Below are 19,084 nucleotides of genomic sequence, written 5' to 3'. Positions count from 1 at the left end.
TCATTGTTGCATACCCATCCAATTTATGTGCCAGCCCAAACTATTAGCTTGTGCTGGAGTGAGGGGCGAAAAGTCTACCCACCTGACATATACGCGAAAACCTGTGGCGGTTGCCAAGTAGACAGAAGTAGCTCCGATTGTTCCCCAATGACTGCTGTTGCCACCAATTGATGTTATATACACCGGAGTGTCGGTGAACCCAGCAGCACTCGTGTCAACATCAAGATAGATACCTTTAGCTGTGTATACCTGCCAAGCTGTTGCACCTGGAGTTGTTCTTCCGGAAGCAATTGTCACGACGCTCATTTTTAATACCTCCTTGGAGGCTGTTATTTCCCAGCCGTGCAAAAACAATGCCGCAGTTTTTATCCTATTTTTGATTCAGAAAAAGCGAAGTTGTTTTTGTCTGGGTTCTTAACTATATTTAAGTGTGCTTGGAAATCTCCTACCAGTCGCTTTTTATGGGTAACTCAGTTGAGTGTCACTCAATTGCTCTACAAGGCGATTGAGTCACGAGATTGTGCGATTAAATTTTTCCAAAACTTCTAAAGCAAACGCAACTGACCAACTGCTTTTTCTCCCTCAACTTCAGGTGCATCTAACCACACCTCTTTATCTCCTTCTAACAAACTTTCCGCTGCCTCTAGCATCTCAGATGCAAGACTTTTAAGGTCTGCTCGACTCTCCAAATAAGTCTTTAATGCTGCCATCGGGTCAATGCTGTTACCCGCACCCAATTCTGGCACGCGAGGGCGCGCTAATTGACTGACTAATTCTGCTTGAATTGTGTAAGTGTGAGCATCTTTTAAAGCTTGGTGCAGAGATGGGTTATCAATTTGATCCAGCTGTTCGGAACGCAGTTTATAAATCAACCGCACAACCGCATCTTTAATATCTTTTTTCCCAATCGCTTTGATTAAAACTGCTTGCGGGTCTTCTGCTTTAGATAAATCGACTTCAATCGTGCAAAATACTCTAACTGATAGTTGACAAAATTCCCATTTAGCGCTACCTTTTTCTAATTCAATTAATACAAAGCCTTTGTCTTCTTTTTCTTCGCTGAAATCTACCCGTTCGATGCTACCGGGATAAATAACTGGAGGGTCGTTCGATTGATTCAGATTTTGGTGTTTGTGGACGTGACCTAAAGCAACGTAATCAAAACAAGGTCGCGTCAGCATAGAAAGGGGAATAGTAAACCCTTTTCCTACTGCTAAAAAGCGTTCTGCTCCCAGATTAGCGCGGTCTGCCATTAAATGAGCCAGCAAAACCGTTGGTACATTTGGATCTAAGCGTCTAATTTCGCCTTCTAGTGCTGGTTCTAGGCGCTTAATTAATAGATCGTTAACGTCAGCGAGAGATAAACCTTCGGTTTCTTTCCGAGTTAGTAAGGTAGAACGAGTTAACCAAGGTAAAGTAATAACTTGGACAGGGCCATTGCGGGTTTGGATGGCGTGGGTTTCCAAGCGATCGCCCACAACAAACCCAGGCACTCCCAAGGTACGATAAATGCATAAACTTGCCCCACCCTGTCCTTGGGCGTGTTGGTCGTGGTTCCCTACCAACAATACTGTAGGAATTTCAGCATCTACCAAGCGACGAAACTGACTGGCAAACTTTTCCTGCACGTTGGGTGCTGGCGTCGCATCGGGAAACGCATCCCCGCCGAATAATACCAAATCGACAGGTTCTTCAATTGCCCGGTCAATACAGCGAGATAAAGTCTTGACAAAATCCTCCAACCGTGTATTTAACCCCGTTTGAGAGTTAATTTTACCGTGGGAAAAGCCACTTCCCATGTGGATATCGGAGAGGTGGAGGATTTTAATCATATTGGCTAATTGCTAATGGCTAATTGCTAATTGTACGAGGTTATTCACAATTAGCCATTAGCCATTAGCTATTAGCAATTAGTTAAATATGAATTCCACATTCAGTTTTGCCAGTTCCCCGCCAGCGTCCGGCGCGTTCGTCTTCGCCTTCTGCGACTTTGGTGGTAATTGGTTCGTCGCCGATGCTGGGATAACCTTGGTCGTGGAGAGGATTATAAATTACCCCATGCTCGAATGCGTATGCCCAGGTTTCCTTGCGCGTCCAATAGGCGACGGGGTTGACTTTGAGTCGGTTTTGATTATCTATTTCCAAAACTGGCATTTCGGCGCGAGTGGGAGCTTGGTCGCGACGGCGTCCGGTAATCCAAGCTACGGTGTTTAATTCTGCCAAACCTCTGTTGAGTGGTTCAATTTTGGTGATTTGGTGGAATTGGAGGATATCTTTATCCCACAGCGCTTCACCGTACTTGGCGGCAAATTCTTCGCGGGTGTTAACGTCTGGAGATTTGTAAGTTCTCAAGTCTAGGTTATAGACTTCCTGGGCTTGTTTAACTAATTCCAGGGTTTGGGGGAAATGGTATAACGTGTCTAAAAAGATGACTGGTACTGGCGTCGCGGGTTTGAGGTCGCGGTAGAGAATATCTGTAATGACCAGATCATCCACGTTGAAGGCGCTGGTTTGCACAAAACCCGTGGGAATATTCTCAATGCACCAAGCTAAAATCTCTCTGGGATGGGCGGATGCAAATCTCTCGTTAAGTTCGTCGAGGTTCAGTTTGTCGAGAGCGATCGGGGTTTTGAGGGAAGATACCATCGTCGGGTTTTATGATTGTTCTTACACGGTAATTATACCTTAAAACGCACATACTCCGATAGAGAAAAGGGGTTTATTCTGGGAAGGGAGGCGATCGCTTGTTCTAGGCTGCTATCTAACCCAACTCCTCTGCTGACGAGGGAACCACTCGCCTCGCCCTGGAGATCGCGTCTGACCATATACCATACAACAACAGGTAATGATATAAATAGGCGCGATTGTCCTGCGGAGACGCTGCGCGAGCGCATAACTAAGTAAATGTCCGACACTCCCAGTAAAATTAAACACTTCGTAAACTATGCCCTTACTCTCAAAGGCTATGAGAAAGGCGAAGCACAGGTATTTTGTGACCGACTGTTTCAAGCTTTTGGACACAGGGGATGCGTTGAGGCAGGGGCACAGCTGGAGTATCGCCTAAAGTCACAAGGAAAGCACACCAAATTTCCCGATTTAGTTTGGCGTCCACGACTGCTGCTGGAAATGAAAAGTCGCGGCGAAAATCTGGAGAATCACATTCAACAAGCGAGGGAATATTGGCATGAACTGAAACCCCATCCTCGATATATTGTTCTGTGTAACTTTGATGACTTCTGGATTTACGACACCGCGCTTCAAATAGAAGAACCAGTAAGTCGGGTGAAGCTGGAAGAATTACCCCAAAGATATAATATTTTAAACTTTCTATTTCCCGGCAATAGCGCCGTCGATTTGTATCAGAAGGCGGCTAATTATTGCGAGAATATTCCCCTCAGTGGTGCGGCACAATTTGTTGGGCGATCGCAGGAAATCCAAAAGCTGAAGGAGTTGTTGCAGCAAGAGGATGGGCAAGCGATCGCAGTCATTGTAGGCATGGGGGGCGTGGGTAAAACCGAACTCGCCAATCAATATGCTTGGCAACATTTAGAAACTTTAGGAGATAGAGCGGGTGGGGTTTGTTGGATAGATGCCAGAGAAATCGATATAGGAATTCAATTCGTTAATTTTGCTCGGAGTTTCTTCAACCTGAAACCGCCAGAAGATTGGGATATAAAAACTCAATTGAACTACTGCTGGCGAAACTGGCAATCCGGCAATTGGCTGATAGTTATCGATGATGTCACAGACTACAGAAAGCAGGTAAAGCCATATTTGCCACCACAAACATCCCCGTTTAAAATATTGCTCACAACGCGAGAAAACTTGGGTTCATCTTTAGCGCACTTATCGCTTGATGAACTCAAAGCAGGAGCAGCACTGGATTTATTAATATCCCTGGTTGGTGCGGAGCGAATTCAACCAGAATTAGAAATAGCCCAACAAATCTGTAATTGGCTTGGCAATTTGCCCTTGGGTTTGGAACTGGTAGGGCGATATCTATATCGTGACCCAGATTTATCGCTCAAAGCAATGCTTTCTCTACTGGAGAAAAAGCGACTCAGACACAGATCCGTCGTTGAAACTGATGCGACAATGACAGCCAAACTGGGGGTAGCTGATGCCTTTGATTTAAGTTGGGAGCGATTAGATGAAAATGCCCAACAATTGGGCTGTATGCTGAGTTTGTTTGCTTTGGCTGATATTCCTTGGGATTTAGTAAAACAGGCATACAGTAATCTGCCGTTCTCGAAAGATGGCGAGATTGATATGGATTTTTTGGAAGAAGCTAGAGTAGATTTAGTTCGTTGCAATTTGCTACAGCGCACAGGTAAAGAAATCTACAGCCTGCATCAGTTGATTCGAGAGTATTTACGTGAGAAACGAGAACAGTCAGAGCAGGTGAATGATTTTAACCAAGCGTTTGTAGACGCTATTGTGGCAGTAGCAAAACAAGTTCCTGAACCTGGTAAATTAAGTTGTCAGTTAATTGATTCAATTTTCTATAAAATTCCTCATCTTGCAGAAACTGCCACAACATTGATGGATTGGCTAAGTGGTGAGGATATATTCTGGCCTTCGTTGGCATTAGGCAGATTTTACAAAGCTCAATATTTATATGAGCAAGCAGAACATTTTTATCAGCAGTGTTTAAATCTCACTCAAACTCGATTGGGTGTTGAGCATCCTTATCTGGCAATTAGCCTAAGTAATCTGGCAGAACTTTACCGCGAGCAGGGGCGATACAAAGAAGCTGAACCTTTATTCCTTGAAGCTTTAGAAATTTGGCAAAAGTTGCCAGACAAGGATGAGAATGAACCCACAATGATTTTGAACAATTTGGCGTTACTATACGAAGAGCAAGGTCGTTACAGTGAAGCTGAACGGCTATTCTTACAAGCATTGGAACTAAATCGATCTTCATATGGTGAAGAGCATACTTATGTTGTTGGATTTATTCTCCATAATCTAGGAAAATTATACCAGCAACAAGGACGCTATAGTGAAGCAGAATCAATAGCGATCCAGGCTGTTAAAATTAGGAAAAATTTGCTAGGAAATGACAACCCAATTACAGCAATGACTATCAACAATCTGGCAGCTGTATACTTATCTCAGAGCCGTCACAGCGAAGCTGAACCTTTATTGCTGCAAGCTTTAGCAATCATCCGTAGAACACGGGGAGAGGAACATCGAGAAGTGGCAACTTGTCTGAGTAACCTTGCCAGCTTATACATATCTCAGGGTCGATACAGCGAAGCTGAATCTATGTTATTAGAAGCTTTGGAACTAGATAAACGATTGCTAGGTGAGGAGCATCCAGAATTAGTCACAGATTTAAGCAATCTGGCTAATTTTTATCAATCTCAGCTCCGATATAGTGAGGCAGAAACCCTGTATAGGCAAGCTTTAGAACTGGGAAAGCGTGTAGTAGCACATAACCATCCTATGATGGCAAACAGCTTGCAATATCTGGCTGTTCTCTACTATTCTCAAGGTCGCTACAGCGAAGCTGAAACCCTGTATAAGCAAGCGCTGGAACTGGAACAATCTAGGCTGGGAGAAGACCATCCTGAATTGGCAAAAAACCTGAATATTCTAGCTCATCTGTACCATGCTCAAGGTCGCTACAGTGAAGCCGAAACTTTGTATAGGCAAGCATGGGATATGAGAAAACAGCTATTGGTAGAAGATGACCCCAATGTAGCTAATAGCCTACACAAGTTGGCTTATATATATCAGGAACAAGGTCGTTACACCGAAGCTGAAACCCTGTATAAGCAAGCGGTGAAACTGAAAAAACGCCTGCTAGGAGAAGACGATAATGAAGTGGCAGTCAGTTTAAATAACCTGGCATTACTTTATTACAACCAGAAGCGCTACACTAAAGCTGAACCTCTTTTAGCCGAAGCTTGCAAAATTTTTGAGCGACGCTTAGGAACAAACCATCCTGACACGATTAATTGCAGAAAAGGTCTTGCAATCGTTCGCGAGCGCATCAAATCCACATCGACAGAATTGCCCAATTTTAAACAGAAACCCCACAAAAGCGGCACTAAGAAAAAGCCCAAAGGTTTTGGCAAAGCATAACCGCCCTACAAAGAAGATTAGCATTGAAAGCCTTTCCTCTCTCTCCTCTCTTCCTTGGCGTCCTTCGCGTCTTCGCGGTTCAAATCCTTACATGCTTACGCTCTCCCCCCAACTAAGGTAAACTGCTAATCTGTCCCCCGGCACAAAACAAAGGAGGATGTGTGAAAGGAGTCCTAATGACAGCCCCAGGCGCGCCAGAAGTCCTGCAACTACAGGAAGTCCCAAATCCCGCCTCTCCAGGCGATACAGAACTTTTAATCCGCTTAAAGGCAGCAGGCATCAACCCCATCGACACCAAATTACGCCAGCGAGGCACTTTCTATCCCGATAAAATGCCAGCAATCTTAGGATGCGATGGTGCTGGTATTGTCGAAGCTGTCGGTGCTGGCGTGGAGAACTTTCGCCCCGGCGACGAGGTATATTTCTGCTGGGGTGGATTGGGCGATCGCGCAGGCAATTACGCAGAATATACAGTCGTAGACGAGCGATTTGTTGCCCAAAAACCCGCCTCCCTCTCCTTCGCCGAAGCAGCAGCAGCACCCCTGGTTTTAATCACCGCTTGGGAATCTCTCTACGATAGAGGACGCCTGGAAGCTGGCAGAAAAGTTTTAATTCATGCTGGTGCGGGTGGTGTCGGTCACGTCGCCATTCAACTGGCAAAATTACAAGGGGCAGATGTTTGTACAACCGTTAGTTCTCAAGAAAAAGCCGATTTTGTCCGCAATTTAGGCGCAGATGAAGTAATTTTTTATAACCAAACCGATTTTGTTGGAGCAACTTTAGATTGGACACAAGGCGAAGGCGTAGACTTAGCTTTTGATACCATCGGCGGCGATATTTTTGCGAAAACTTTCCCCGCTGTTAAGATTTATGGCGATCTCGTGACAATTTTGGAGCCTGATGCTAAAACAAGCTGGAAAGTCGCGCGCTCGCGCAATCTCCGCATCAGTCTAGAATTAATGCTAACTCCCATGTTGCAAGGACTCGTAGAAGACTTGAAACACCAAGCAAAAATTCTTTCCCAATGCGCCCGTTTAATTGATGAAGGCAATCTCAAAATTCACCTCAATAAAACCTTCCCCCTAGAAGCTGCTGCTGAGGCTCACCGATTACTGGAAACAGGTTCAATGATGGGTAAAATCGTTTTGAATATAGACTAAAGGCTCGGATAAATTATCTTGGCATTCCTGCCAAATTTTCTGCAAAAATGAGAGGACAGAATCCTCGTATTGCTTGCGATGTTTTTTGCGATCGTTTTTGAGCGTACTCCACAAATGATTGAGTTGTTGTAGGGTAGAACATTGTTGGAATTGCGATGCGATCGCATTCTTCCAATGTTCTAGCACGCGATAGCTGACAAACTGTCCGCCTATATCTTTACGATGAACAAACAACACAAAAGGCCAGCACTCAAATTTTACAATTATCGACTCGGCAACGCCCAAAATTCTGGCTATTTCTCCCTTGGTGATGCGGAATTTCTTTGCAGGGTCAACCCGCCTGAACAATGTAGTCATAGCTTACTCTCTCCCAGCTATACTCTTTAATTAACACTATTTTACACGAAAGCAGATGATTTGCGGAATGCCTTCATAATATGTAATGCTGAAAACTTGAGTGCTGCGAGCGCAAGATAGTGCGAGTTGGTTGGTAAAATGGCTGGATTAGTTGACTTTAAGGCGGCGATCGATCTGGAACAACTGCGTCCTGTGAGATTCACAGAAATAGGACGCCAACGCTTGGGTAAGCTGATCAAAGCAGCTAGAGAGCGTCTGGGTTGGTCTATCATCGAAACAGAATTCGCTACCAAGGCTTATGAGGCTGCTGTGTTTCAAGCCAGAGATTCACAAGTCCCCAACGATATAGGCATCAGCAATGCCACCGTTAGCCGCTATGAGCGCGGAAAGTTGGATAATTTAGACTGGCGGTCTTTATCCCTGCTGTGCTTTGTTCTCAAGCCAACCGATCCCCTAACCGGGAAAGCATTGGAACCGGCGAATGCTCTGTATATCGCTTGCGAGCATCCGCCTTATAATGACCCCAAGTTGTATCAATAAAGGCGATATGCCTCCGGCACGCTGCGCGAACGCGCTAAATCTTTGCTTCCAAAGACTTGAGAAACTCGGTATTGACCCCTGACTCGCGAGTGAGGGCTATTTTACCAGTGCGGGCAATTTCGCGCAAGCCAAATTTTTGCAGTACCTGGACGATCGCGACCATTTTACCCGGATCGCCGACAACTTCCAGGGTCAGGGACTCTTCGGAAACATCTACAACGCGCGCCCGAAAAATCTGAGCTAATTCGATAATTTCCGATCGGTTGCTGCTAGTGGCATTCACTTTCAGCAGCATCAATTCTCGCTCTACACAGGGAATCTCAGTAATGTCCTGTACTTTGAGGACATTAATTAGCTTATAGAGTTGTTTGGTGAGTTGCTCGATGATGCGGTCATCTCCAGGCACTACCATCGTAATGCGAGAGATGCCCATTTGCTCTGCTGGACCGACTGCAAGGCTTTCGATATTAAAGCCGCGACGGGCGAATAAACCAGCAATCCGGGATAGAACACCCGCTTCATCTTCAACCAAAACCGAAAGGGTGTGTTTCATAACTTTGTCACCTAAAAAAGCTTTCCATGCCGCTAAATTTCCACCCGGAAAGCACCGAGCAAGTCCTGGGATGAGGGATCTTATTTTATCGCGATCGAGCCGCGAGCGCAGCACTGCCAGGGCTGCTACTCACCAACAGGGGCAGCACTTGCTCTTACCAGCAGCAAGAGTTTCTTAGAGTAATCTATCTAAAGTTAGAGGCTGCTATTAAGCTATATTTTATATATTTTTGCCTGTAAACCCTCTAAATTTTCCAAAATCTTTAATTAGTTAGTAGAGTCAATCTTTTTTGATAGGAGGAAAAACGCTCATGGGTTGGTTACAAAGACTATTCGGAATGGAAAAACCCCAAGATGCTCAAACAAATCCGACACCAGTCGGGACAGCCCCCGGTGGTGAGACAATTCCCCCAGAACGAGTGGGATTAAACGGAGAATATGACCAAAGCGGTTTAGCAAAGCGAGTTGCCTTAGCTTTCGACGAAGACGGCGAATTAGCCGATCTCGAACGTCTTTGGGTAGCGCAGACGGGTAGCACGGTAGTTTTGAAAGGAGAAGTTCCATCCCAAGCACTACTTAACAAAGCAGTATCGGTGGCGCAAAGCGTCAACGGTGCGACCTCTGTCCAAACCGACCAAGTCAAGGTAGGTTAACACAGATAGAGCAACCACAAGGGAGACATCCCTCTCCCTTGTGCTTCTCAAGGTAAAGAAACCGATTTTTCATCCATGACCGATTCAGATTTGTTTGTGCTTGTACGCCAAGAGTGAATCCAATCGAGGATAATTTGGTTGACTTGGTCGGGGCATTCATCGTGGGGACAGTGACCGGCATTGTCTAATTCGACTAGCTGTAACTGGGAGTTGTACTGGAGAAACTGACTAGGACGGAACAGTTGGGGAGGAATCATCCGGTCTTGTTGACCCCAAATCAGCAGCATGGGAATGTCTAATTTAGACAGGATGGTCTTAACGCCAGGACCGAACTCGACCTTGGTCATGGCTTTAAACAAGGCGTAGAAAGCTTGCGCCGAACCCCGGTCGGCAGCAGGGCCGGTTAAAATATCTACGAGTTCGTCAGTGACGGCTTCTTTATTGGCGTAAGCGAGCCCCACCCACTTGCGAACAACAGACCGACGGCGAACCAGCTGGAAAACGGTTTTTAACACCAAAGGTGACATGACCAGATTTTCGATTGTAGCGATCGCTGGTCGCAGCAGCGGCGGAATCGCGTCATTACGCATCGAAGGGTCGTGCAGGCTCATCATCACGATTCCCTGTACCATATCAGGATGAGCCGCCGCCGCAGCTGCGCAAACAAGGGAACCGATGGAATTGCCAACCAAGACCACAGGTTGCCCGATAAACGCCTTCCAGAAATCGTAGACCTGCTCTACCCACAAACCGACATTGTAACGAGCCGCAGCCTTCTCAGTGGCGCCAAAGCCCAACATATCCAGGGCATAAACCGGGTGGGATTGACTGAGAACCTCCAGATTGTGTCGCCAGTGTCCGATGGAAGCCCCAAATCCGTGCAACAGAATTAACGGCGTTGCTAAAGCGTGTAAATTTTGCGGTCGAATGTAGGTGTAGCGAGTTTGCCAACCCCGCCAAACCCAATCCCGTTGACTTCCAACTCGTTGCTGCCAGTGTACGGAACTTGTCACCACAAACCTCCGGGAGTTGGATCGCAACCGCTATTTATCCGGGGGATAAAACTTGGGCATCCGGCGATTTTAATCGCCGTCAACCAAACGGCGGATAAGTTCTCGCACCACGTCTGATTGAGTTCTTTTCTTTTGTTTGCAGTACTGTACCAACTTTTTGTACTCTTCCTCCGACATCCTAATGTGTAATTGTTTTTCAGCCATTTTGTGTACCGATATGGTACACTTATTGTCTGCCGAAATCGCGAAAGGCACTGTGGTAGCCACGCAGAAAAGGTCTCGCAGTAGGCAAGTGTTGACGAGTAACACGCAAACCGTGGCAATGGGGCTGTGCGGGAGATCTCGCTTGTAAAAACAATATCTCGGTGTCGAATCCGAGAATGTAAGCCAGCCTGGAGGTTCATCTGCAACATGAGTACATCCTGAATTTGATGGGTAGTGTTGCTAGGTAGTTGCTCTGAAAGCGACCGCACTCAAGGTGGTAGCTCTTGCTGCGGCGCTGGGGCCGGGAGTAAGCTTACAATCGCTTTTGCTTCAAAACAGTTAAAATTTCTTTACCTGACTATTATGGTAACAATTTTGGGGGGAATTACCCTCAGCCATAGGGAAAGCGATCGCGCCTCTGCCATATAACAGCGAGCCTGTTGTTGAAACAAGTTGTTACAGAACTTCATGAGAATCCAGAAACTGATAAAAAATTGCTAGAGTGAATGGCAAGTACAAGCAGGCAGACTCCTCTGGGGCGTCGAAGCGTGGTTGAAGAGATAATATCGCTGCAACCCCGACCGCATCTACTGACAACTGCTTCTTGTAAGTCCAATAGTTGTTATTCAAAGGCTAGCAGACCTCTTACTCAATGCCTGTGATCGAAAAAAAACGCACTCGTAATCTCCCCCAAATCAACGAACGCATCAGATTTCCTAAAATTCGGGTGATTGACACCGATGGTACCCAACTGGGGATCATGACCCCAGCCGAAGCCATCCCAATGGCAGAGGAAAAAGAACTCGACCTAGTGTTAATCAGCGATAAAGCAGATCCACCCGTTTGCCGGATCATGGATTACGGCAAGTACAAGTACGAGCAGGAAAAGAAAGAGCGGGAAGCTCGGAAAAAGCAACACACTTCTGACGTCAAGGAAGTGAAGATGCGCTACAAAATTGAGGAACACGACTATCAAGTGCGTCTCAGGCAAGCGCAGGGCTTTATCAAGGATGGTGACAAGGTGAAAGCCACCGTCATGTTCCGAGGTCGGGAAATCCAACACAGCGACCTGGCAGAAGAACTGCTCAAGCGGATGGCGACGGACTTGCAGGCAGTGGCAGAAGTGCAGCAAGCACCCAAGAAAGAAGGACGAAATATGATGATGCTGCTGGCTCCGAAAAAATAACCCTTCGCTAGCACGATCTTGGAGTTGATTGACATAGCTCCTTGGCTTGCTTGAGAACCGCAAATTTTGGCATCATTAAAAGCGAGCCGCGCTGCCGCAGGTGAAAGGGCGAGCGCGTGCTACGCTATCAATAATAGTGGTTAGTCTCTAAAGGCCGCCGCTACGGGAACGTGCAGGGTGAGCGCTTTTCTTCCAGTGGGGCATTCTATCAACAGTATTCAAGGGCGCCTGCCAAAGAAAAACGATCTACAAAGCAAAGCGGTAAATTGACAATAGACCGCTGACTGCTCTTCAATCGCTAGTAGGAAGACGCCGCGTGGCTGCAAAAGGCACGGGCAAGCGTGGAAATGAAAGCTACATGAAACTAAAAAATCCGGGGTTTTTCAGGGGTGGATTAGGACGGCTGCTGTTGCAGTGGCTGAATCTGCGCCCAGATGAAAGCGATCGCACGCTGCTAATGTTTGCAGGACACACCATCACCGCAGTGGGATTGCTTTGGTTAGAAGCTAGTACGGTTGCTTTATTCCTAGAAACTATAGGGGCAGATCAACTGCCTTGGATTTATATCGCCAGCGCCGGATTGGGTATTGTCGTGGGGTTTTTGTCCACTTGGATGCAAAGCATCCTGCCCCTGCGTCGGTATATCGTCGTCATCGCGTTGTTAATCGCGATGCCGCTATTGTTATTTCGCTTTGGGTTAAACAATCTAGACGCCCAAACTCCAGACGCGCTGGCTAGACTCACCGTATTTTTATTACCTCTGTGGGTCGATGCGGCCTACGCCCTAAATTATCTCAATACCTCGATTACAGCCAACCAGCTATTTAATATTCGAGAAATTAAGCGCACGTTCCCCTTGATTAGCAGCGGCGGCCTCGTTGCAGATGTGATGAGCGGCTTTTCATTACCCCTGCTGCTGCGCGTGCCTGGAGTTAAGGTGCAAGATATCATCTTCGCGGCCTTTTTCATCCTGCTCATAGGGGCTATGCTGTTGCTGTACCTCACCCATCAATACCAGCAGGCATTTCCCGATGCGCCCCAGCGAGTTTTAGATGATGTCCACAACGATACTCGTACCCGCCGCCTCAAAGGTCCCCTGCGGCAATACGCGCTGTTGTTATTGGCATTCTTTTTTATTGCCCAGGTATTGGTGCTGTTAATCGACTTTCAGTTTCAGTCGCGCTTGGGGCTGACGTTTAAAGGTCAAGAAGAAAACATAGCCAGCTTCCTGGCTCAGTTTAACGGCGTGTTAGGGCTGTGCGAACTGGCAACGCAATGGTTTGTATCGGGGCGCGCCATCGAACGGATGGGGGTGTTTCGCACCGTCATGTTCCCGCCCGCGATTATCGCAGGCATGGGGTTGTTCACCCTGGTCGGATTGATCAATACCCTGATCAGTTTATTCCCCCCAACAGAATGGCTCAAAAGCCACCAAAACATCGACCAATTGTTTATCGGTCTGGTGCTGTTAAAGTTTTCCGATGAACTGCTCAGGTATACTCTGGTGGCAAGTACCGGGCCAGTTCTATTCCAACCAATTCCAGACCAGCAGCGGGGCAGCGTTGAGACGCAAGCGCGAGGCATTGCCGAGCCAATCGCTACCGGATTGAGCGGGGTAGCTATTTTACTGATTATCGGGGTGATCGGGAAAGCGAATCAACAGCTGCTGGGGTGGCTCGTCATCGGCGCGATCGTGATCTCTGCCTTGGCGTGGCTGGTGTTGATCGGGATGTTGCGCTCGCGCTATCTAGATTTATTGGTCTTGAGCGCCCAACGAGGTCAGCTGGGCGTTGCTAACGTCAATTTGAAGGTGTTCAAGCAAGCCGTATTAGAAGCTTTATTGCGACCGGGCGCCGAAGCCGATAAACGCTCTTGTATCGAACTGTTAAGTCAAATCGACCCGCAAAATGTGGGCGAAGTCCTCGGACCGCTGCTGCCTTCACTGCCCCCCGCGTTGCAGTACCAAAGTTTGGAGGTGATGCAGCTTCATCCCAATCCCACATATCTCGCCTATATTCGCAACCTGATCGAAACTGCCAATCCCGAACCAGACGTACTAGCGATCGCCCTGCGCTACCTCTGGCTGACCGAGACAAATCCAGACATACGGCAATTACAGCCTTATATCCAACCAGAAGTCAACCCGGTCGTGCGGGGCACCGCAGCCGCCTTGCTGTTGCGCCTGGGAAATGCCAAGCAAAAGTGGGAAGCCACCAGAGCATTGCAGCAAATGCTCACCAGCAAAAAGGAAGAAGAACGGGTAATGGGCTGTCGGGCGCTGGGAGAAGCTAAATATTTGCAAGCGCTGCGACTGCAAATCCCCAAATTATTGCAGGATAAGTCTTTGCGGGTGCGCTGTGCCGTCCTGGAAGTGATCGGGTCAACTCGCCTGGAAGAGTACTATCCCTCTTTGCTGCGCGGACTCGAATACAAGTCCACGCGGGAACCCGCAATGCGATCGCTAATAAAGCTTGACAACGAAGCTATTGCTATGGTAAAGGAACTGGCAACGAATATTCACAAGCCAGATTTGGTAAGGCGGTATGCTTGGGAAGTCATCGGTGAAATTGGTACTGTGGAAGCTTTGACCACGTTAGTGTCTAACCTAATGACGGCTTGGGGAAATACCAGACGCCACATTCTGCAAATTCTACTCAAGCTACCCCAGGAAACCGGGATCGAAGCCGTACTTGACCGCCTCGATCGGAGCGGCGTAGAAATGTTAATCGACCAAGAACTGATGTTTATGGGTCAAATGTACGCCGCCATCCTCGACATCAGTCCAAAAAGAGTGACGGGACGAGAAGCGGATCTGCTGCGAAGGTCGCTGGGAGATGCGATCGCAGATTCACAGGATCGGTGTTTTTTACTGATGAAGTTTCTCTACAGTCTGGGTACAATTCAAGCGGCAGCGTTCAATTTGCGGTCGGGTTCGCCCTCTGACATGGCTCGCGGGTTGGAGATATTAGACCAAACCTTGGATATTCCCAGCAAACGGGTGTTGCTGACTGTCCTCGATCAGCACTCGGAACGGGAAAAACTCCAGAGTTTAATCGGGATAGTCGCGTATCAGCCCCTGGAATCAAGCGATCGCCTCCGCCGCTTGCTCTACCTGCGCCACTTTTTGTCCGACTGGTCTACGGCTTGCTGTTTCCATTTAGCCAGAGTGCAACAGTGGGTTCTCGCTCCCGAACTCTCCCTTGGCTGTCTGCGCCATCCTACCGGCTTCGTGCGAGAAGCAGTTATCGCTTACCTCAAACAAGCTACCCCTGGGGTGCTGGTCGATATACTACCCAAGATGCAACAAGATCCTGACCGCCTCGTAGCTGCACAAGTACAGGAGATAATGGCAGAGTTAGGTAGTAGGTAGTTGTCAGTTGTGTAGGGGCGGATTTTACCAACCATGTACGTGTTCGGCGACAGTTTATTTAAACCCGCCCCGCATCAGTTGTGTAGGGGTGGGTTTTACCAACCATGTATACAATAAGCGACAGTTTATTTAAACCCGCCCCCCGTCAGTTGTCAGAGGAAATATACTTTTTACCACTGACAGCTGACCGCTATTTCCTTCAGTAGATGACAAATCCGCATGTTAACTAGCGTTGACCGCTTATTATTTGTCCGGGGCGTCCCCATTTTTCAGGAACTGCGGGATGATTTTCTCGTCCGCCTAGCTTCTGTAATGGAGGAGTTGTCTTTTCCGGCAAAACATACTATTTTTACCCAAGGACAAGAGGGACGCGCTCTCTACATCGTCGTTTCGGGTCAAGTCCGCGTTCATATCGGCGATCGCGATTTGGCTCAGCTTGGTTCTGGAACCTGTTTTGGCGAGATGTCTTTATTTGACGCCGAACCTCGTTCGGCTTCGGTTTCTACCCTGGCTCCCTGTGAGTGTCTGGTATTGACCCAGCAGCAACTCTATGAAGCTATTGAAGAAACGCCGGGAATTGCTGTTAATATTATTCGCCTGCTTTCCCGTCGCATTCGCGAGTTGAATCAGAAGTTAAACGCACCTGCTCCTTCGGAAGAGAAAAAGTTGGTGGGCTAATTGCTAATTGCTAATTGCTCTCGACAGGTTTATCGGTATTTTAATTTTTATGCGATCGCATAAGCTAAAAATATGCGTGAGCTTCTGGTTTGTTAATTAAGAATTGAACCACAAAAGACGCAGAGGACGCAGAGGAAGAGGTAGAGAAAGATTCCTCGCCCTACCCCAAGACAAAATCATGCTGTAGGGGCGGGTTTTACCAACCATTTCTGGTGGAAACGGATATCTCAAATAAACCCGCCCCGACCAACCGATAATCACACAGGCTCACGCATTTCCCCAAAATATGCGTGAGCTTATGCTTTAGGCTCAAAGAGAATTGAACCGCGAAGACGCAAAGGGCGCGAAGGAAGAGGAAAAGAGAGAGATTGCTCGCTCTACCCCAAAACAAAAATCATGCTGTAGGGGCGGGTTTTACCGACCGCCTCTGCTGCTAACAGATATGTCAAATAAACCCGCCCCGACCAACCGATAATGACTATGGCTCACGCTTTCTGGTCAAAAATGCGTGAGCTTATGCTGTTATGGGGTTGAAGAGCGATATGCCAAGGGCTAGCGAAGCGATCGCACTCCCTGAAGCCTCTACACCATCCCTAGATGCTGCTTTAACGCTTCTGGCACATTTTCTGCTGTCTCCAAACCGCGAACATTTTCCCAATTCGTATATTCATCCCAGGTAATGTTTGCCAGGTTTGTCCTCCTCTGTTCTACGATGTTGGAGTTTTCGTCATTGAGAGTTAGGACACCCAGGTTCGCGCCTCTGAGGTCTGCGCCTCTGAGGTTTGCGCCTCTGAGGTTTGCGCCTCTGAGGTTTGCGCCTCTGAGGTCTGCGCCTCTGAGGTCTGCGCCTCTGAGGTCTGCGTCACTGAGGAATGCGCCAATGAGGGTTGCGCCACTGAGGTCTGCGCCAAAGAGTTTTGCGTCAAAGAGTTTTGCGCCAATGAGGGTTGCGCCACTGAGGTCTGCGCCAAAGAGTTTTGCGTCAAAGAGTTTTGCGCCAATGAGGGTTGCGCCACTGAGGTCTGCGCCAATGAAGTATGCGTCTCTGAGGTTTGCGTCACTGAGGTTTGCGCCACTGAGGAAGAACCCAACTGTTCTGAAAAAGCCTAAAAGATCAATGCAATCGCTGTAGCCGATAATGCGACGCAATCTATTTTTGTCAAAACCATCAGTGTCCTTTTTCCCGCAGAGATAGAAAACAATCTTGCCTTTTAAATCATCTTTCGACTGAGCATAACGATTTAACTCCAAGAGCAAAATCATCGCATTCAACCCTGCATAAATATCCACCTGTCGCTGTCCAAGTCGGATATTTGAATTTGGCAAATGTTTTTTCAATTGTTGTACCTTTTTCTGCGGCAGCGTTTCTGTCTCTTGGTCAATGAACGCTCCCTCACACCACTGGAGATAAAAATCTTCTAGACGCTGGAACAATTCTACGGGTTTAAATTCATCGCTAGCATCCAACAATGCCATCAAGTATTCCACAATCTCTGGCGTTAACCCACCATAGCCCAGTAAGTCATAAATTTCTTTGTACAGTTCCTCATCTTTGAGCTTGTAACCCCTCCGCCTGTCGGTTTCTGTCCATTCCTCCAAACTTTCTTTCAGCAACTGGGCAAACAAAAACTCCCCAAAACTCTTATGGGTAAATTCCACCGCCCCGCCCCTATCTCCTTCACATGGCTGGAGGTAGAAAGCAGCTAAAGCATTATTGAGCGCTTTCTCTCCTGCTGTCTTTTTAGCTTTTTCAATTAACTTAGCCTGTTGGCGATTTAGGCGGTCTTCTAACATGGTAATCTTGGCTGATTCACCACCAGATTGCACCACGCACAGCGCCGCTTCTTGCAAAATACGACGCAAATCTTCTGTTTCCAATCCGGTTAAGCGAAAATTTTCATTTTGCCGCTGTTTTTCCAATACCCAGTTTACCGACTGCTCATAAACGCGAATTTTGGCTCCCACCCCACTGACTCCATCAAAGATTTGAACTTTCAAATGTTTATCCCGGTGCATCCTTGCCAAAAGATAAAGTAACAGCGGCTCTCGCGCTAACTCCTTCACCCTATCTGGACAGTTTTGATTTCGTAAAAAGCTCTGAAATTCCAGACTTTCAACTTCGCCAACTTGTGCCGACCATTGGGTAAACCACTGCTGCTGAATTGAGTCGTCCATCAACTCAATTTCTACTCGTTCTAAATTAGTTGGCATCAGCCGTTCAATCCCTTGCAGCGCCAAGGGTCGTCCTGTAATCAAAACTCGATGTCCGACAGCAGGAGGCTGGTTATAATTGCGTTGAAAATCGGCAATTTGTTGGAGAAATTCTTTTAATCCGCCCCCCGCGCGTCCTTCCATCAGCAATTCATCAAAGCCATCTAGCAAAAACAAAAATCGGGTATTTTTATCGGTCAACCAACCCGCATCGCTATTGACAAAATCCAAGTTTTGTAGTATAGTTCGCCAGGTTGTTTCCAAAGTATTTTCCAGTGTTCTGATATCGCGCAAGCGAATCAAAATTGGCGTCCAAATTGGATGTAAATGCTGTCTCACCCAATCGGCAAACATCCGACAAAATACGCTTTTCCCTCGTCCTGGCCCCCCTTGGATAAACATGACTTTATCTGGTTTATCCAGCATTTCCTTCGCCCAAGTTTCTAAATCGATGGGTTCTGCCTCATACGGCTTGCCATTCCCATCTAAACGCCTCGCTTTCAATGGCACATAAATATCCTGAAAGGTAAAGGTTTCATCAAATACTGTTTCCAGGGGTTTTGTGGCAATCCGCTGTTTCAAATAAGCGTCGATGCTGTCGTATTTATCCGGCTGCTGTCCGGCTAAATAAACTTCCGCCAACTGCTTGACATAATTCGGTATTTCTGCTGTGGCTGTTTTCAAGTATTTAGGCGTTCCCCAAGCAACCCAAGCGGTTAAAATTTGGGCATGATTTTTGTCAATTCCTGCTTGTTGAAGCTGGGTTGAGAAAAGCTGATTTAAAACTTGGGCTAATTCTGATTTCGGGAAGCACTGGAGGGCGTTTTTAGCTAGATTTTCATCGAGTTGAAATTCTCGCAGTTTTTCTATCTGCTGTTTAATGGGGTCGGAGATAGAAATTGTCCCAATTTCCTTTAATATATCGTTGCTTTGCGCCAATTCGTTTAACAATTCTGCGAAATTCCCCACCGTCTTTTACGGTGGGGATGGATAGCATGCTAAAGTTGGGGGTTCGATGCCCCCAACTTTAGCAAATACTCTTCTTCCGAATTCGGCGGAAGCCTCCATCC

The 19,084-nt window shown here is 47.2% G+C and carries 15 protein-coding genes; 7 read left to right on the top strand and 8 right to left on the bottom strand.

Going from position 1 to position 19,084, the window contains the following annotated elements; genetic code table 11:
• The 4 genes from MiSe_RS19395 to MiSe_RS19380 form a co-directional block, all read right to left on the bottom strand.
• A complete protein-coding gene (locus MiSe_RS19395) occupies positions 1-306 on the bottom strand; it encodes a hypothetical protein (protein WP_226583850.1) in 306 nt (101 codons plus the stop codon).
• Between the two features lie 239 nt (positions 307-545).
• Positions 546-1,832, bottom strand: a complete 1,287-nt coding sequence (gene sbcD / locus MiSe_RS19390) for an exonuclease subunit SbcD (RefSeq protein WP_226583847.1) — start codon at positions 1,830-1,832, stop codon at positions 546-548.
• A gap of 82 nt (positions 1,833-1,914) precedes the next feature.
• Positions 1,915-2,646 carry a phosphoadenosine phosphosulfate reductase gene (gene cysH, locus MiSe_RS19385; protein ID WP_226583844.1) on the bottom strand — a complete coding sequence of 244 codons (732 nt, stop codon included), beginning with the start codon at positions 2,644-2,646 and terminating at the stop codon, positions 1,915-1,917.
• Between the two features lie 32 nt (positions 2,647-2,678).
• Complete coding sequence (locus MiSe_RS19380) at positions 2,679-2,915, bottom strand: hypothetical protein (RefSeq protein ID WP_226583841.1); 237 nt, start codon at positions 2,913-2,915, stop codon at positions 2,679-2,681.
• Between MiSe_RS19380 and MiSe_RS19375 the strand changes: the two genes are divergently transcribed.
• Positions 2,905-6,090 carry a tetratricopeptide repeat protein gene (locus MiSe_RS19375; protein ID WP_226583838.1) on the top strand — a complete coding sequence of 1,062 codons (3,186 nt, stop codon included), beginning with the start codon at positions 2,905-2,907 and terminating at the stop codon, positions 6,088-6,090. The two genes, MiSe_RS19380 and MiSe_RS19375, sit on opposite strands and share 11 nt — an antisense overlap.
• Positions 6,091-6,251: 161 nt before the next feature.
• Positions 6,252-7,250, top strand: a complete 999-nt coding sequence (locus MiSe_RS19370) for a zinc-dependent alcohol dehydrogenase family protein (RefSeq protein ID WP_444980519.1) — start codon at positions 6,252-6,254, stop codon at positions 7,248-7,250.
• Here the strand turns inward: MiSe_RS19370 and MiSe_RS19365 are convergent.
• Positions 7,215-7,607 (bottom strand): hypothetical protein, encoded by a 393-nt coding sequence (locus MiSe_RS19365; protein WP_226583832.1) that lies wholly within the window; start codon positions 7,605-7,607, stop codon positions 7,215-7,217. The two genes, MiSe_RS19370 and MiSe_RS19365, sit on opposite strands and share 36 nt — an antisense overlap.
• Positions 7,608-7,745: 138 nt before the next feature.
• On the opposite strand from MiSe_RS19365, the gene MiSe_RS19360 reads away from it, so the two are divergent.
• Positions 7,746-8,147, top strand: coding sequence for a helix-turn-helix transcriptional regulator (locus MiSe_RS19360; protein ID WP_226583830.1), 402 nt, complete (start codon positions 7,746-7,748; stop codon positions 8,145-8,147).
• Between the two features lie 34 nt (positions 8,148-8,181).
• On the opposite strand, the gene ilvN is transcribed toward MiSe_RS19360, so the two are convergent.
• A complete protein-coding gene (gene ilvN, locus MiSe_RS19355; protein WP_226583827.1) occupies positions 8,182-8,700 on the bottom strand; it encodes an acetolactate synthase small subunit in 519 nt (172 codons plus the stop codon).
• A gap of 310 nt (positions 8,701-9,010) precedes the next feature.
• Between ilvN and MiSe_RS19350 the strand changes: the two genes are divergently transcribed.
• On the top strand, positions 9,011-9,352 hold the full coding sequence (locus MiSe_RS19350; protein WP_226583823.1) for a BON domain-containing protein: 342 nt from the start codon (positions 9,011-9,013) through the stop codon (positions 9,350-9,352).
• Between the two features lie 47 nt (positions 9,353-9,399).
• On the opposite strand, the gene MiSe_RS19345 is transcribed toward MiSe_RS19350, so the two are convergent.
• Positions 9,400-10,365 carry an alpha/beta fold hydrolase gene (locus tag MiSe_RS19345; protein WP_226583820.1) on the bottom strand — a complete coding sequence of 322 codons (966 nt, stop codon included), beginning with the start codon at positions 10,363-10,365 and terminating at the stop codon, positions 9,400-9,402.
• Between the two features lie 856 nt (positions 10,366-11,221).
• Between MiSe_RS19345 and infC the strand changes: the two genes are divergently transcribed.
• The 3 genes from infC (at position 11,222) to MiSe_RS19325 (ending at position 15,803) form a co-directional block, all read left to right on the top strand.
• On the top strand, positions 11,222-11,755 hold the full coding sequence (gene infC / locus MiSe_RS19335; protein WP_226583817.1) for a translation initiation factor IF-3: 534 nt from the start codon (positions 11,222-11,224) through the stop codon (positions 11,753-11,755).
• A 316-nt stretch (positions 11,756-12,071) separates the two neighbouring features.
• Complete coding sequence (locus MiSe_RS19330) at positions 12,072-15,125, top strand: Npt1/Npt2 family nucleotide transporter (RefSeq protein WP_307731468.1); 3,054 nt, start codon at positions 12,072-12,074, stop codon at positions 15,123-15,125.
• 219 nt (positions 15,126-15,344) lie between these two features.
• The gene (locus tag MiSe_RS19325) at positions 15,345-15,803 is read left to right on the top strand and encodes a Crp/Fnr family transcriptional regulator (protein WP_226583813.1); all 459 of its coding nucleotides are present in this window, start codon (positions 15,345-15,347) and stop codon (positions 15,801-15,803) included.
• 582 nt (positions 15,804-16,385) lie between these two features.
• On the opposite strand, the gene MiSe_RS19320 is transcribed toward MiSe_RS19325, so the two are convergent.
• Positions 16,386-18,983, bottom strand: a complete 2,598-nt coding sequence (locus MiSe_RS19320) for an NACHT domain-containing protein (RefSeq protein ID WP_226583810.1) — start codon at positions 18,981-18,983, stop codon at positions 16,386-16,388.
• Between the last annotated feature and the right edge of the window lie 101 nt (positions 18,984-19,084).

Origin of the sequence: Microseira wollei NIES-4236 (genome assembly GCF_020521235.1) — a bacterium.
In the GTDB taxonomy this organism is placed as follows: Bacteria; Cyanobacteriota; Cyanobacteriia; order Cyanobacteriales; family Aerosakkonemataceae; genus Microseira; species Microseira wollei.
Note: the sequence above shows the minus strand (reverse complement) of the source record. Positions and strands in the feature narration are given on the sequence as shown.